We start from the raw sequence: 15,714 nt of genomic DNA, 5'->3' as shown, positions 1-15,714 counted from the left end.
CTCCCTGCGGTCTCTTTGCGAATAACCCGGTACGCCGAACCCGACATCCCCCGAACGACGAATCGGTAGATGAATCATTGGGCTAGACGCTTATCTCCGAAAGTAATCTTTGATGTTAAAAATAGACCGAAAACGAATATGCAAATTATCCGTTTCGCTGGAGCCCTTGCTCTCCAAGGGCTGTGGCCTATCGGCCGAAAACGCATGCATTCGAGGCATTGAAAGTATTCGCGGATGGCATGGTTTCCAGCGCTTCTGAGCGTTGATCAGCGACTGGCGCTGGTCTGCTGCACGCCCGGTACGGGCGCAAGCACGGCGGTTTCCGAGCGCGGCGTGTCTTTCGGCACCCACTCGTAACTCACCGGCAAGGCGCGGTAGACCCAGTTGCTGATCGCGTCACTGCCCGGTGCTTTACCCAGGTACGGGCTGACGTATTCCCAGACGTTTTCACCGCTGGCGGTCACTTGGAAAAATCGTCCGTTCATACCTTCGTCAATCAACGTATTGCCGTTCGGCAAACGTCGGGCACTGCTGATGAACGAGCTGTAAAACGCCCAACCTGGTTGCTTCGAATTGGCGGCGCTGTACTGCCAGACGACTTCATTTTTAACCGGGTCGATTTCCAGCACCCGCGAGCCGGATATCAGTCCCAGCGTGACCGACGGATAACCCGCCGAACCCTGGTTATCGAACACCAGCAAATTGCCCGCGCCCGGCAAGCCGGCGGGGATAATGTGGGCGTCGTGCTGACCGACGAACTGGTCTACCGGACGCGGCAGTTTCTGCGCGGTTTTCGGGTCGATCAGCGGCAAGTTCGGCCCCAGTTGCCAGACCACTTTGCCGCTGTGTTTGTCGATGATCGCGATGAAGTTGGCGTTGCGTGAATCGAGCAGCAGGTTGTCCGGGTTGAAGCGTTTGTCGCCCGCATCAAACCACTTGTTGGGCCCTACCAGGCTCAGGTTGTTGATGTGCAGGTAGTCCGGGTTGTCGCTGGCATGTACCAGTTTCAACTGCTCGGGTGTGAAGCCGAATTCGTCGAGATGTTCCGACGCCAGCCACTGCCATTTCACCTCACCTTTGGGGCTGACTTCATAGATGGCGTCGTCAATGACTTCGGGCACTTTGAACCCCGCCACTTTGTGCACCTTGTTTGCCAGTATCACGGTGTTGCCGTTGCTCAGGCGACGCTGGTCATGGTGTTGCTGTGCGGCACCGCCGGGCGCCTTGTCGCCCCATTGCCAGACCACCTTGCCGTTCCAGTCCAGCTCACCGACACTTTGATTGCCCAGGCCATTGCCGGCCGAGCCGAGCTTGCCAGGGTCCTTGTCGCTCAGTTGCAGCAGCACATGACCGCGGGAACCGCCCACCAGTTTCGGGTCGATGATTGCCGAGGGGAAACCCGCCTGCGGCCAGGTTTTCACCTCGTTGCCGTTCATGTCGATCAGATGCGTTTGCTTGTCGGCACCACTGAAAATCACGTACTGATTGAAGGCTTTCTCCGGGTCGTAGCGGGTGACGCCGGTTGGGTAGACGCTGGGTGCCGCGAACGTCCCCGCACTGAATACCGCGCCGGTCAGTAACACCGGTAAAGCTGTTTTGATGCTGAACATGATGGAACTCCTTGAAGGTCAGATCAGAAGTCGTAACGGCCGGTCAGGCCCAGGGTTCGTGGCGTGCCGAGCAAGCCTTCGTAACCGCCGTTGGAAGCGGTCCAGAGCGTCGTGTAATAGGTTTTGTCGAAGGCGTTTTTCAGCCACAGCGAAACGTCCCACTGGCCTTGCTTGAAGTCGCCGCGCAGGCCGGTGGACAGGTTGATCACGGCATAACTCGGGATCTGACCGAAGTCGGAATCCTCCACCGTGCCCACCGCTTTGGAGCGGAACGCATAGCTGCCGGTGACGTACTCTTCCAGACCGTTGGCGAGGTTCCATTTGTATTCGCCGTTGGCGTTGCCGATCCATTTCGAAGCACCCACCACTTGGTGGCCGCTGAGATCGCAAGAGGCTGGAGCTCCCGGCGCCAGGCTGACTTCCGGCGGGCACGGCGCATCTTTGTACGAGAGGTAGCTGACATCGTTGTAAGAGCCGTTGATGTTCAGCGTCAGGCCGCGCAACGGAATCAGCGTGCTTTCAAACTCGACGCCACGCGAACGCACCGAACCGGCATTGGTCAGGTATTGCACGCGGTTGACGTCGTCGTAAGCGTTGGTCTGGTAGGCGTTGACCTGGGTCCAGAACACGTTGGCGTTAAGCTGAAGACGGCGGTCCCACAGCGTGCTTTTGAAGCCGAGTTCGGCGTTGTTGGCGCGTTCGGTGCCAATCAGCAACGAGTCGGCGCCAGCGACCGGGGCCGTGCCGACAGCCAGATTCACACCACCGGATTTCTCGCCATGGGACAGGGTGGCGTAGCCGAGCAGGTTATCGTTGAAGTGGTAGCTGAGGTTCAGCAGTCCGGAAGGGCTGGAGCTGTACTGGTTCAAATCGCCGGAATCGTAAATCCCGGCACGACCGCGCCTGGCGGTGGCGGCCGCGCCGGTCACTGCCGCGCCACCCACAGGCGCATCTCGGGTAACCCAGGCGTTTTTCTCTTCATAAGTGCCACGTACACCGGCGGTGAAATCCAGTTTTTCGGTGAGGTGCCAGGTGCCTTGGGCAAACAACGCAAAACTGTTGGTTTGGATGTGACCATTGCCGATGCTGTCGACGTTGGCCAGGGCACCCGCTGGCGTGCCGTTCCAGATGTCCGCTTGCGGGCCGTAATAAGCGAAGGATTTGTTGTCCAGATCGTTGCCGAAGTAATAGGCACCGAGCACATAGTCGAAGAACCCGCCTGTGGGCGAGGCCAGGCGAAATTCCTGGGAGTACTGTTTGTCCTCCACCGAGACCCCGGCGTTGTACGTCGCCGAGACGTTCAGACCGTCGTCGTTGCGTGGGGTGAAATTCCACCAGCGGTAGGAGCTGATAGAGGTCAGGGTGAAGTCGCTCGGCAGTGTCCAGTTCGCCTCGACCGACGTGCCGCCCTGATGCACCGTGACGTGTTGATCGTTGTTCAGGTTGACCTTGCGGTGCGTGCCATCGACCAGCGTGGCGCCAGCCGCATTGGCCCGGGCCTGGTAAAGGTTGACGCCATTGATGGTCGGCCCGGTATTGAACAGCACACGGGTGCCGGCGCTGGAATCTTCTTCGTTGTAGTCGCCGATCCAGCGCAGGTTGAACGCCTCGTTCGGCTTGAACAACAACTGGGCGCGGAAGCCGTCGCGGGAACCACCGTTCAGATCATGGCCGTCGTATTCGTTCTTGATGTCGCCATCGCTGCGGGTGCGGTAAGCGGAAAAGCGCCCGGCGAGTTCATCATTTAGCGGGCCGGAAATCGTGCCCTTGGTCTGGAAGTAACCGTCCTCGCCCACCGACGTTTCGATGCTGCGTTCCGGGGTAAACGTCGGCGCCCGCGTGTTGATGTTGATCACGCCGGCAGTGGTGTTCTTGCCGAATAACGTGCCCTGCGGACCGCGCAGCACTTCGAGCTGTTCGATGTCCATCAGGTCGAACACCGCCATGCCCGGACGGCCGAGGTAAACGTTATCGATGTACAGGCCGACGCTGCCTTCCAGGCCATCGCTGGCCGGGTTGTTGCCCAGGCCACGAATAGACACGCTGGACTGGCGCGCATGCATGTAGGCGACGTTGACGCTGGGCACCAGTTGCTGCAAATCCTGGATGCGATAGACCCGCTGGGTTTCCAGGGTCTGGCCGCTGACCACGCTCATAGGCGTCGGCACGTCTTGCGAGCTTTCTTCGCGACGGCGAGTGGTCACGGTCACGGTTTCCAATTGCGAACTGTCGGCCGTGGTTTTTCCGGCGGGTGGCGCTTCGGCGGTGACGGTGTCGGCGGCGTAAGCCTGGGCACTTCCCGCCAACAACAGAGCCAGGGGCAGGCGTTTGAGCCGTCGGGGTGTAAGGGGTGACGCAAGGTTCAACGGACTCATAAAGCGGCTCCTGGTCAAAAAACACACAGCGACTAGTCAGCAGTGCATATTCTTTAAAGTTATTTATTTATGTTTTTACAAACTTTTACTGCATAAGAGATAGCCTTTATAAGGAGTCGACCTAATGCATATCCAATGCATTTCCCCGATATTTTTTATGTGAAAAATGCATATCGATTTGCGCCAGCTCCGACACTTCATCGCCCTCGCCGACCAGCGCAGCTTCGTCGCGGGTGCCATGGCGGTGAACCTGTCGCAATCAGCCTTCAGCCGCAGCATTCAGGCGCTGGAACACAGCGTCGGTTGTCAGTTGGTGGATCGCGGGCGCAAGGATCTGGCGCCGACCAAACAGGGCCAGGTGTTGCTCGAACATGCGCGGCGGCTGGTCAGCGGTGCGCAGCAGATGGCCAACGAAATCAGTCAGTTCAATGGCCTGGAGGCTGGCGAATTGCGCTTCGGTTGCGGCCCGGCACCTGCAGCAGGGTTGATCCCGCGGGCCATCGGCAGCTTCATCGGGCGTTACCCGAAAGCACGTGTGCAATTTCAGGTGGATGACTGGCAGAGCTTGAGCAAGCGGCTGTTGAGTGAAGAGTTTGAATTTTTCGTCGCCGACACCCGACAGTTCGAGGCCGACCCGGACTATCTGACTCAACGACTGCGCCCGCGCAAATGGCATTTCTGCTGCCGCGCCGGACATCCCTTGGCGGATCGCGAAACCGTCAGCGCCGCCGAATTGATGAGCTATCCGATGGCAGTGACCATCCGCCCGCCGAACCTGCGCAAGGTCATCGTTGACTTGAGCGGGCGGCCGGATTTCACCCCCAATGTGGAATGCGAAAACAGCTACAGCTTGTTGAGTGTGGTGATGCGTTCGGATGCGATCGGCATCGTCGGCGCTTACTCGGATGCGCTGCACCATGCCAAGGGCGAGCTGGTGTGTTTGCGGATCGAGGGGTTGGCGGATGACCTGGAAGAGCTGTACACCCGCTATGGGATTGTCAGCCGCGCCGGGTATCGGTTGTCACCGCTGGCCGAGGCGATGATTGCGCAGATCAAGGAGGTGGATGCGGTGGATGACGAGGTATGTTCGCTGGACAATTTTGCTGTCTGATCCGACCTCATCGCTGGCAAGCCTCGCTCCTACAGGTCACGCACAAAACCTGTAGGCGCGAGGCTTGCCAGCGAAAGCTTCGGCTCAAACGCCGATGCAGCCCCTGCATAAAATCCATTCCCCAAACGCACTTGCCTCATACCCTCCAAACAGCGAAAAACCTCGCCTGTCTTCTGATCGGTGAACCCCATGCCCAACCCTGAAAACCCCGTGCGCAATGTGCTGTACATCATGTGCGATCAACTGCGCCGCGATTACCTGTCGTGCTACGGCCACCCGCACTTGCACACCCCCAACATTGATCGCCTGGCCGCCGCTGGGGTCCGTTTCAGCCGCGCCTACACCCAAGGTACAATCTGCGGCCCCTCGCGGATGTCGGCCTACACCGGACGTTACGTCAGCAGTCATCAAGTCACCTGGAACGCCGTGCCGTTGCCGCTGGAGGAATTGACCATCGGCGACTACCTGCGGCCCCATGGCATTCGCACAGCGCTGGTGGGCAAGACCCACGCCACGCCGAATCTCGACGCCTTGCAACGACTGGCTATCGACCCGCTCAGCGATCAGGCATTGGCGTTGAATGAAGCTGGTTTCGAACCGTACTTTCGCCATGACGGCATCTTCCCCGACGCCCCATTGTTCGATGAAAAACGCGAATCCGCGCCCTACACCCATTACCTGCGGAGCCTCGGCTTCGAAGGCCGTAATCCCTGGCACGACTGGGGCAATGCTGCCGAAGGTGAACAGGGCGAAATCCTCAGCGGCTGGAAAATGCGCAACGCCCATTTTCCGGCGCGCATCCCCGAACAGCATTCGGAAACCGTCTACACCACCGACCGCGCCCTCGACTTCATTGCCGAACAGGGCGAGCAGCCGTGGTGCCTGCACCTGTCGTACATCAAACCGCACTGGCCCTATATCGCGCCGGCGCCGTATCACGCGCTGTATGGCGCAGAACAGGTGATCGAACCGGTGCGCGCGGCCGTCGGCGAGGCCAGCGATCACCCGGTGTACAACGCGTTCCGCCAGCACGAAGAAAGCCTGAATTTCTCCAGGGATGAAGTGCGCTTGAACGTGATTCCGACGTACATGGGCCTGATCAAACAGGTCGATGACCAGCTCGGGCGGCTGTTCGATTTTCTGCAAAGCAGCGGGCGTTGGGACGACACCCTGATCGTGTTTACCAGCGACCACGGCGACTTCCTTGGCGACCATTACCTGGGGGAAAAAGAGTTCCTGTTGGAGCAATCGGTGGGTATTCCGCTGATCGTTCGCGACCCGCGCCCGGTAGCGGATATCACACGTGGCTCGGTGGATGAGCGACTGGTGGAAACCATCGACGCATTGCCAACGTTCCTTGAAGCGCTGGGGCTGCCAAGCGCTGAGCATCGGCTTGAAGGGCGCTCGCTGATTGCGCTGCTGCACGGTGTAAAAACCGACTGGCGCCGTTTTGCGATCAGTGAATACGACTACGCTTTTCAAGCGCCGGCGCGGGAGCGCCTGCAACAACCCATCGACCGTTGCCGCATGACCATGGTGCGCAGCGAGCGCTGGAAATACCTGGCGTACGACGGTTTTCGGCCACAGCTGTTCGACCTGCTGAATGATCCGCAGGAATTGCGGGATTTGGGCGCGGACCCGGCCTACGCGTTGGTTCGCGAAGCGCATGCGGGGTATTTGTTTGAGTGGGTGCGCGGGTTGAAGCGGCGGACGACGATCAGCCATCAGGAGATTGATTGGCGTGGGCAGCGGTTTCGTTATGGCGAGCCGGAGACCGAGAAAATGGTGCAGATCGGCGTTTGGTAGCAAAAAGCTTCGCGGGCAAGCCTCGCTCCTACAGGTCACGCACAAAACCTGTAGGAGCGAGGCTTGCCCGCGAAAGCGTCAGATCAGACGCCGCCGATATCCGGCCCCTTCACCGTCTGACTGCGCTGCCCCGCCACCCCGACTGGCACCTCACCCTTGAGCGTCACGCGTCGCACCACACGGTCCTGGGTTCCATAGTCATCCACCGCGTAGTGCTGGGTAGAGCGGTTATCCCAGATCGCCACATCACCGGCCTTCCAGCGCCAGCGCACGGTGTTTTCCTGGCGAATGACATGGCTTTGCAACAGGCCGAACAAGTGCGCCGAATCGCCCTGTGAATAACCCTTGATGCGCTTGACGAAATGCCCCAGCAGCAAGCTTTTTTCACCGCTGATCGGGTGCACGCGAACCACCGGGTGTTCGGTCTCGTAAACGGTCGAGGTGAAGATTTTGCGGTAGCGTTCGAGCTTCTCCGCCGACACGTCAGGCTTGGCACCGGCGTAGTCGTACTCGTTGCTGTGCACGGCCACGAGTTTGTCCGCCAGCTCGCGCAACTCTGGCGCCAGTTCGTTGTAGGCGGTTGCGGTGTTGGCCCACAGGGTGTCGCCACCGAAGGCGGGCGCAACCACCGAGCGCAGGATCGAGGCTTTCGGGTAGGCCTCAACAAACGTCACGTCGGTGTGCCAGGAGTTCGCGCGCTGGCCTTCAGCGCCGTCCAGTTCCAGCAGGTATCGAGTGCCTTCACGGGACGGCACGGTCGGGTGCGCCACCGGTTCGCCGAGCAAATGGGCGAAAGCTTCCTGACGCTGATCGTCGAGATGAGTCTGCTCGCGGAAGAAGATCACTTTGTACTGCACCAGCGCCTGCTGGATTGCTTCGACGGTAGCGGCGTCCAATTCACCGGAAAGTTGCACGCCACGAATCTCGGCGCCAATCCGGCCGGCCACCGGATGGATTTCCAGCGCGTGAACAGCGGGTTTTACAGCTAAAGCGGCATTGCTCATGGGTAGACCCTCGATCGGACTGCTGACGGTTGAGCGGCAGCGAAACAACGCTCTATCTATATTCACTTTAGATCTAATAGATATTCACATGCTTCGTTGACGGAATAAGAGCTTGCATTTAAAACCTCAATCAACCCTCGTCGCAAATGCCTTCGAGCTATTTTTAGGATGCCGGAAAAGCATATGGATCTTCGCCAGTTACGCTACTTCATCGCCCTCAATGAACACCGCAGTTTTGTCCGTGCGGCAGACGCCATGGGCATCACACAGCCGGCCTTCAGCCGCAGTATCCAGGGCCTTGAGCAAGAGTTCGGCTGCGTACTGGTGGACCGTGGCAACAAGGACTTGCGGCCCACGCCCGAAGGCCAGGTGGTGCTGCAACACGCCCTCACGCTGGTGCAAGGCGCGGCACTGTTGAGCGCCGAAGTGACTCAGATGACCAAGCTCGATGCCGGCGAATTGCGCTTCGGTTGCGGCCCGGCCCCGGCCGTAAAACTGGTGCCGGACGCGGTGGCGCAATTCATTAATGCGCACCCCAAAGTGCGCACCTGTTTTCAAGTGGATAACTGGGAAAATCTCAGCCGTGCGCTGAGCCGCGAAGAAATCGAGTTCTTCATCGCCGACATCCGTCATTTCGAAGCCGACCCGAACTTCCAGACCCAGGCCCTGACCCCCAAACGCGGGGTGTTTTTCTGCCGCCCGGGGCATCCGCTGCTGGCCAAGGAAAGCTTGTCGACCAACGACATGTTCGACTATCCGTTGGCGACCACGCTGATTCCGCCAGGCATTCGCAAACTGCTGGCGAACCTCAGTGGGCGGATGGATTTTTCCCCGACCATCGAGACCGAGCATTTCCCGGCGCTGGTGAAAATCGTGTTGCAATCGAACGCCATTGGCGTGGGCACGGAAGAGGCGTTTGTCGAGGACATCGCCAAGGGTTCGCTGGCGTTGCTGCACTGGCGCAACCTGCCGCAGAACATCGAGAGCATGAATGCGCGGTGCGGGATCGTGAGTCGTACCGGGTTTCGTTTGTCGCCGGCGGCGCGGGAGATGATTGAGACGTTGGTGGCGGTGGATACTCAGCAGGTCGCTGTAGCCATTTGAAGATCAAAAGATCGCAGCCTCCGGCAGCTCCTACAGGGATCAATGTAGGAGCTGCCGAAGGCTGCGATCTTTTAAGGTTTTAGAGCTTTGCCGCAGCCAGTTCAGGTGCCACCCAATCGCTCACCTTGAACGGCTTGCGTATCAGCTTCTGCTGCGAAGCCAGGTCCACCGCGTCCTGCAATTTGCCGAGGAACACCGGGTCCAGTGTCGATGGGAACACCTCGCTCAATTTCTGATCCTTCAAATCCTGGGTAAGGATCACCGGCGGATAACTCGCCAGCCCCGACACCAGCTGAATATAGGCATCCTTGTTGCCGTCCTGAGTCAGCCACTGCACCGCTTGCTGCTGGGCCTTCAGCAGTTTCGCCACGACCTCCGGGTGCTCGTCGACAAACTTGCCATTGCCCACCAATACGGCCTGAACACTGCCCGCGCCGTTCAGATCCTTGGTGTTCAACGGTAACTCGGCCAGCCCTTTGGCTTGTAACGCCGTCAATGTGGAGCCGCCCCACGAGGCATCGATCTGCTTGGCCGCGAGCGCCGCAACAGCGCCGCTGAAGTCCAGGTTGATGACCTTCAGATCCTTCTCGCTCAACCCCTGACTGGCCAGCGCCGCGTCGAAAGACAACTGACTGGCGGTGCCGCGAAAGATCGCCACGCGCTTGCCTTTGAGGTCTTGCAGCGTCTTGATCCCTGAGCCCGGCACCACGCCCAGGTAATGCTTCACTCCACGCGCCGAGGCACTCAGCACTCGCGTATCCAGGCCATTGGATTTGCCGATGATCGCCGCGAGGTCGCCGAGGTACGCCAGGTCAACCTGACCGTTGGCGAAAGCCTCATTGATCACCGGCCCCGCACCTTTGAAGAAATTCCACTGAATCTTGATGCCTTGATCGGCGAAGGCCTTTTCATAGATCTGTTGATCACGAAGTACGTCCACCACACCGCCCCCGCTGTGTTGAGTGCCGGCACTGAGGTCGGGCACGGCGATGCGGATTTCCGTGAGATCAGCGGCGTGGGCGCTGAACGCCAGTAACCCCGCCAGGGCCGGGGCGGCGAACAAGCTGATGACGCGTTTGAAGGGAATGCTCATGGGTGCGGCTCCTGAAGGCGACGGCGTTGAGGAGCAGAAAGTAGGCCGATTGTTGACCATTGTTTAAATACTATAAATTCACATTTTTATATCTTTTAGATCTAAACCAGTCAGTCCGGACCTCTTGGGGCGGTATGCATAGCCAGCATCGAAAATATTCTTCGAATGCATTGGATGCGTATTGGCTGGAGGCCTTAAATGGTCTCGCTTATCTCTTATTAGTATTTATTTAATTATTTATAGATCAATTGTGCATATATCAATATCTCTGTAGGAGCGAGGCTTGCCCGCGAATAGGCCATCACATTCAACACTGATTTGACTGCCACATCGCCTTCGCGGGCAAGCCTCGCTCCTACAGGAGGTAAAACAACGGAGGTCACCTTATGGCCCGTGTTTCCCTGCTCAGCCTGCCGCTGGCTGCGCCGCCGCTCAACGGTCGGCATCTATGGCCGACGCTGAGCCAGCGGCTGTTGCCCTGGCTGCTGCCCCTCAGTCTGTTTGCCCTGTGGTGGCTCGCCAGCCGCAATCACTGGATGAGTGAACAAATCCTGCCGGCGCCATCGCTGGTCTGGACCAGCGCAGTGGAGTTGGCCCACGGCGAGTTGTGGAGCCATTTGTGGATCAGCCTGCAACGGCTGTTCTGGGGCCTGCTCGCGGGGATCACTGCGGGGGCGGTGTTGGGTGCAGCACTGGGTTTCAGCCGCCCGCTCGAACGCCTGGTGTTCCCGACATTCGCCGGGTTGTCGCAAGTCCCGACGCTGGCGTGGATACCTTTGTTCATGGTGTTTTTTGGCATCGGCGAAGTGTTGAAACTGGTGGTGTTGATCAAGGCCATTGTGGTGCCGGTAACCCTCCATACACTTGTTGGCGTGCGCGATGCCCAACCGAAACTGCGCGAAGCCGCTGCGGTGTTGCGCCTGCCCCCACGGCTGCTGATTCGCCGACTGGTGCTGCCCGCTGCATTGCCGGCGTTCATGGCCGGCGTTCGCCTGGCGCTGGCCGCCGGTTGGACCTCGCTGCTCGCCGTTGAGCTGCTCGCCTCCAGTGAAGGCATCGGCTACCTGATGGTTTGGGCACGTCAGCTGTTCATGCTCGACATCGTGTTCGTGTGCATTGTGGTGATCGGCGTGATAGGCGTGGCAATGGATCGCGGCATCGGCCTGCTGGACAAAAAACTGGTGCACTGGCCGCACCCCGCCACCGCCGAAATCCGTCGTGGCCCGAGGTATCAAGGCTGGCAGCGCCTGCAACCCTGGCTGCTGCCGCTGGCGTTGCTGCTGTTGTGGCAATTGGCGAGCAATCAGCAATGGGTGGACGCCAACATATTGGTCAGCCCGTTGGCAGTGCTGGACACCACGTGGAACGGCTTGCTCGACGGCACGTTGATCGGCGGAATGGCTTTGAGTCTGGGCCGCACCCTCGGTGGGCTCCTGCTGGGCGGCGGTCTCGGATTTACGCTGGGCTTGTTGCTGGGGCTGTCGCGCACCAGTGAGCGGGTTTTAGGCCCGACCCTCGCCGCCATCCGGCAGATCGCGATTTTCGCCTGGGTGCCGTTGCTCACCGCGTGGTTCGGGTTGGGTGAACTGGCCAAGTGGGTGTTCGTCGCGCTCGCCGCATTTTTCCCGCTGTTCATCGCCACCCAACGCAGTGTCGCCAACCTCTCGCCGCAACTGAATGAAGCAGCGCGGGTGCTGCGCCTGAATCTGCGCCAACGCCTGACTCGCCTGGTACTGCCGGGCGCTGCACCGGGGATTTTTGCCGGGCTCAGGTTGAGCCTGATCTACGCCTGGCTCGGCACCATCGGCGCTGAATACTTCATGCCGTCCAACGGCGGCATCGGCAGCCAGATGATCGGTGCCCAACAACTGCTGCGCATGGACCTGATCATGGCCGGCATGTTGCTGGTCGGCCTCACTGGCGCCCTGCTCAACCTCATTGGCCAACGCCTGGAAATCCGCGCCACCCGCTGGAGACACGCATGAACGCACCCATCGTCAGCTTTAACCATGTAGGCAAATCTTTTGACGTCGACGGCTTTGAACTGGAGGCCATTCGCGAATTCAACCTGGACATCGCCGAAGGTGAGTTCGTCGCGATTGTCGGTTCCAGCGGCTGCGGAAAGTCCACCTTGCTGCGGTTGCTGGTGGGCCTTGATACGCAGTTTCGCGGGCAGATCACTGCCGACGGCAAAGCTGTCAGCGGCATCGGCGGCGAACGCGGCATCGTCTTTCAGGAACACCGTTTGTTCCCCTGGCTGACCGTGGCCGACAACATCGGTTTGGGGCTGGTCAACGAGCCTTTGAGCGCTGAACAAAAGCACAAACGCATCAATGATTTCATTGAGCTGGTGGGCCTGCGCGACTTCACCCGCGCCTATCCGCACCAACTCTCCGGCGGCATGGCACAACGGGTGGCAATCGCTCGCGGCCTGGTGGCCAGCCCACGGATTTTGTTGCTGGACGAACCCTTCGGCGCCCTCGACGCGCTGACTCGCCAGCAGATGCAGGACGAGCTTTTGGCAATTCGCGCACGGGCAAAAATCACCACCATTCTGGTGACCCACGATGTCGAGGAAGCGATTTTCCTCGCCGACCGCGTGGTGGTGATGGAGCCGCGTCCGGGGCGGATCAAGCAAGTGGTCGACATTGCCCTGCCCCATCCGCGCCAGCGCAGCAGTTTCGACTTCCACCAACTGCGTGAAGAACTGCTTCACGAACTCACCAGCGACGACCACTACCAGCCACCGGTCCCGGTGCAGGTGCGCGATCTGCCGTTGTCTTTCATTGCCTGCTGAACAGGAGATTTTTGATGCCGCAACGTCCCAACTTTCTGGTGATCCTGGCCGATGACCTGGGCTTTTCCGATCTCGGTGCCTTCGGCGGCGAAATCGCCACGCCGAACCTCGATGCCCTGGCCAACAACGGCTTGCGCCTGACCGACTTTCACACCGCGCCGACCTGCTCGCCGACTCGCTCGATGCTGCTGACCGGCACCGATCATCACATCGCCGGCATTGGCACCATGGCCGAAGCATTGACCCCGGACCTGATCGGCAAACCCGGTTACGAGGGCTACCTGAACGACCGCGTGGTCGCCTTGCCCGAACTGCTGCGCGAGGCCGGTTACCAGACCTTGATGAGCGGCAAATGGCACCTGGGCCTGACCGCCGACCTGGCACCCCATGCACGAGGTTTCGAGCGCTCGTTTTCGCTGCTGCCAGGCGCGGCCAACCATTACGGTTTTGAGCCGACCTATGACGAACACACGCCGGGCCTGCTCAAATCCACTCCGGCGTTGTACATCGAAGATGACCAATTCATCGACGAGTTACCGAAGGATTTCTACTCCTCCGATGCCTTCGGCGACAAGCTGCTGCAATACCTCAAGGAGCGCGATCAGTCTCGGCCATTCTTCGCTTACCTGCCGTTCTCCGCGCCGCACTGGCCGTTGCAGGCACCGGCCGACGTGGTCGACAAATACCGCGGCCGCTACGACGCAGGCCCTGAAGTTCTGCGCCTGGAGCGCCTGGAAAAACTCAAGGCGCTGGGGCTGATCGAGGCCGATGTGGAGCCGCATCCGCTGATCCAGCTCAGTGCCCAATGGGACGCCTTGAGCGACGAACAACGGCAGGTATCCGCACGGGCCATGGAGGTGTATGCGGCGATGGTCGAGCGTATGGACTGGAACATCGGTCGCGTCGTCGATTACCTGCGCCAGCAAGGGCAACTCGATAACACCTTCATTCTTTTCATGTCCGATAACGGCGCCGAAGGTGCGCTGCTGGAAGCTTTCCCGAAATTCGGCCCGGAGCTGCTGACTTATCTCAATCAGCACTACGACAACAGCCTGGACAACATTGGCCGCGCCAACTCTTACGTCTGGTACGGGCCGAGCTGGGCGCAAGTCGCCACCGCGCCTTCACGGCTGTTCAAGGCATTCACCACCGAGGGCGGCATTCGCGTTCCGGCGCTGGTGCATTACCCGCAACTGCCGCTACAAGGGCAGATCAGCCATGGGTTTGGCACGGTGATGGACATCACGCCGACCATTCTCGATTTGGCCGGTGTGCGTCATCCGGGCAAGCAATGGCATGGCAAGGAAGTGGCCGAGTTGCGCGGAAAATCATGGCTGGGGTTTCTGTCCGGCGAGACCGCGCAAGTGCATGACGAACACACGGTTACCGGGTGGGAGTTGTTTGGCCGGCGGGCGATTCGTCAGGGGCAATGGAAGGCGGTTTACATTCCGGGACCGGTGGGGCCGGCGACCTGGCAGCTGTATGACCTGGGCAGTGATCCAGGGGAGATTCATGATCTGGCGTTGAGCCAGCCTGACAAGCTCAATACGTTGATTGAGCATTGGCAGCGGTATGTGGATGAGACTGGGGTGATTTTGAGTGAGTCGCCGTTTCAGCCGGATTGAGGCTGCCGGATCCACCGCTTTCGCTGGCAAGCCTCGCTCCTGCAGGATTTTCGTCAATCGTGAGCACGACGATCACCTGTAGGAGCGAAGCTTGCCCGCGAAGAGGCCGTCAGACCCGAACACCCTCCACGGTTTGCCCCTCAACCGCGTCCTTGCGCACAAACCGGTTCGCCCGGCCAAACGTGCCGAAATCATTGAACCGCACACCCATCTCGCGCATCACCTTATGCCCCACCGGCACGGTCATCTGGCGGATGTAAAACGGTTCCTTCACTACAAAGTGATGGATCCCGTGGCTGCTGCCGAAGTTGAAGCAGAACGCCTGCAACGGCCACAGCCACCACGCATTCAGCACCTGGCATTGCTGCATCACGTTGCCCGGTTCCACATCGCCGTAGTAGTGCATGTTCGAACTGATGAAGTGCAGGCAGAAGGTACGCAACACGTTCGGGCCGATGATCACCACCGCCGCGATATCGATCACCTGCATCACCGACAAGGTGGTTGCCGACCATTCGATAGGTGCGCCCATCAAATGCGCGATGCCGTTCGCCGCGTGAAAGCCGAGAAACACATACCAGGCACCCCAATGCACGAGTGCCAGCGGCGCGTAGACCTTCAGGGTGCGCTTGATGATGCTGAATTTATGGGCCCAGGTTTTCGCCCGCAACATGCGGATGAACGCCGACATGATGTTGTCGCCGATCATCAGAAACCGCGCGACACCCCAAGGCTCGCCATTGGTGATAGCGCGTTCTTCCATGTCGGTTTCCGTTCCGGAAACCTTGTGATGATTGAGGTGCAGATGGCGGCGAATCCACGGGTTGATCGTGCTCGGCCGCGCCAGCCAGACCAGGCCCATCATCAGATTGTGCGGCACCCGTTGTTTGCGGAAATACATGCTGTGGATCAGGTCGTGTTCGAGCTCGTGGGTCAGCGAGGCGAAAAAACCGTTGAGCAAAAGACACGCCCACCAGGCCATGTGGCCCGTGATGTAGAGCGCCGCCGAACCGATCATTCCGGCCAGCGCAAAGGCCAGAATGCCCGCGCCGAGGGCGTCTTGATGCTTGAGAATCGGGTAGCGCTGTCGCAGTGCGACGCCCTTGGCCAGTACCACTTCACGAATATGTGCTGATCGCTGAGCTGCATTCAGTCGCTGGGGACTTGCAGAAGTACGGTCCATGCTTCC

11 protein-coding genes are annotated in these 15,714 nt (G+C 59.6%); 6 read left to right on the top strand and 5 right to left on the bottom strand.

Annotated elements, in window-relative coordinates; genetic code table 11:
- Positions 1–266 precede the first annotated feature (266 nt).
- Both KUF73_RS27090 and KUF73_RS27085 read right to left on the bottom strand, forming a co-directional pair.
- Positions 267–1,610 carry an aryl-sulfate sulfotransferase gene (locus tag KUF73_RS27090; RefSeq protein ID WP_218441041.1) on the bottom strand — a complete coding sequence of 448 codons (1,344 nt, stop codon included), beginning with the start codon at positions 1,608–1,610 and terminating at the stop codon, positions 267–269.
- 23 nt (positions 1,611–1,633) lie between these two features.
- Positions 1,634–3,985, bottom strand: coding sequence for a TonB-dependent receptor (locus tag KUF73_RS27085; RefSeq protein ID WP_218441040.1), 2,352 nt, complete (start codon positions 3,983–3,985; stop codon positions 1,634–1,636).
- Positions 3,986–4,151: 166 nt separating this feature from the next.
- Between KUF73_RS27085 and KUF73_RS27080 the strand changes: the two genes are divergently transcribed.
- Together KUF73_RS27080 and KUF73_RS27075 are read left to right on the top strand one after the other, a co-directional pair.
- Entirely contained in the window at positions 4,152–5,096 is a 945-nt protein-coding gene (locus KUF73_RS27080) for a LysR family transcriptional regulator (RefSeq protein ID WP_218441039.1), read from the top strand.
- Positions 5,097–5,285: 189 nt separating this feature from the next.
- Positions 5,286–6,902, top strand: a complete 1,617-nt coding sequence (locus tag KUF73_RS27075) for an alkaline phosphatase family protein (protein WP_218441038.1) — start codon at positions 5,286–5,288, stop codon at positions 6,900–6,902.
- Positions 6,903–6,985: 83 nt separating this feature from the next.
- Here the strand turns inward: KUF73_RS27075 and KUF73_RS27070 are convergent, their stop codons facing one another.
- Positions 6,986–7,906, bottom strand: a complete 921-nt coding sequence (locus KUF73_RS27070) for a TauD/TfdA family dioxygenase (RefSeq protein WP_218441037.1) — start codon at positions 7,904–7,906, stop codon at positions 6,986–6,988.
- 183 nt (positions 7,907–8,089) lie between these two features.
- Between KUF73_RS27070 and KUF73_RS27065 the strand changes: the two genes are divergently transcribed.
- The gene (locus KUF73_RS27065) at positions 8,090–9,010 is read left to right on the top strand and encodes a LysR family transcriptional regulator (RefSeq protein ID WP_218441036.1); all 921 of its coding nucleotides are present in this window, start codon (positions 8,090–8,092) and stop codon (positions 9,008–9,010) included.
- Positions 9,011–9,089: 79 nt separating this feature from the next.
- On the opposite strand, the gene KUF73_RS27060 is transcribed toward KUF73_RS27065, so the two are convergent.
- Entirely contained in the window at positions 9,090–10,103 is a 1,014-nt protein-coding gene (locus KUF73_RS27060) for an ABC transporter substrate-binding protein (RefSeq protein WP_218441035.1), read from the bottom strand.
- A gap of 386 nt (positions 10,104–10,489) precedes the next feature.
- On the opposite strand from KUF73_RS27060, the gene KUF73_RS27055 reads away from it, so the two are divergent.
- The 3 genes from KUF73_RS27055 to KUF73_RS27045 are packed head-to-tail and all read left to right on the top strand — an operon-like array spanning position 10,490 to position 14,525.
- Complete coding sequence (locus KUF73_RS27055) at positions 10,490–12,088, top strand: ABC transporter permease (protein WP_218441034.1); 1,599 nt, start codon at positions 10,490–10,492, stop codon at positions 12,086–12,088.
- Positions 12,085–12,900, top strand: a complete 816-nt coding sequence (locus tag KUF73_RS27050) for an ABC transporter ATP-binding protein (protein WP_218441033.1) — start codon at positions 12,085–12,087, stop codon at positions 12,898–12,900. The genes KUF73_RS27055 and KUF73_RS27050 overlap by 4 nt, the downstream gene beginning before the upstream one ends.
- A 14-nt stretch (positions 12,901–12,914) precedes the next feature.
- Positions 12,915–14,525: an arylsulfatase gene (locus KUF73_RS27045; protein ID WP_218441032.1), complete on the top strand. Its 1,611-nt coding sequence runs from the start codon at positions 12,915–12,917 to the stop codon at positions 14,523–14,525.
- A 109-nt stretch (positions 14,526–14,634) separates the two neighbouring features.
- Here the strand turns inward: KUF73_RS27045 and KUF73_RS27040 are convergent, their stop codons facing one another.
- Positions 14,635–15,708 carry a fatty acid desaturase gene (locus KUF73_RS27040; protein WP_218441031.1) on the bottom strand — a complete coding sequence of 358 codons (1,074 nt, stop codon included), beginning with the start codon at positions 15,706–15,708 and terminating at the stop codon, positions 14,635–14,637.
- Positions 15,709–15,714: the final 6 nt, after the last annotated feature.

Source organism: Pseudomonas sp. PD9R (assembly GCF_019200975.1).
Lineage (GTDB): Bacteria > Pseudomonadota > Gammaproteobacteria > Pseudomonadales > Pseudomonadaceae > Aquipseudomonas.
The sequence above is the reverse complement of the archived record's forward strand: the minus strand, read 5'-3'. Positions and strand labels throughout refer to the sequence as shown.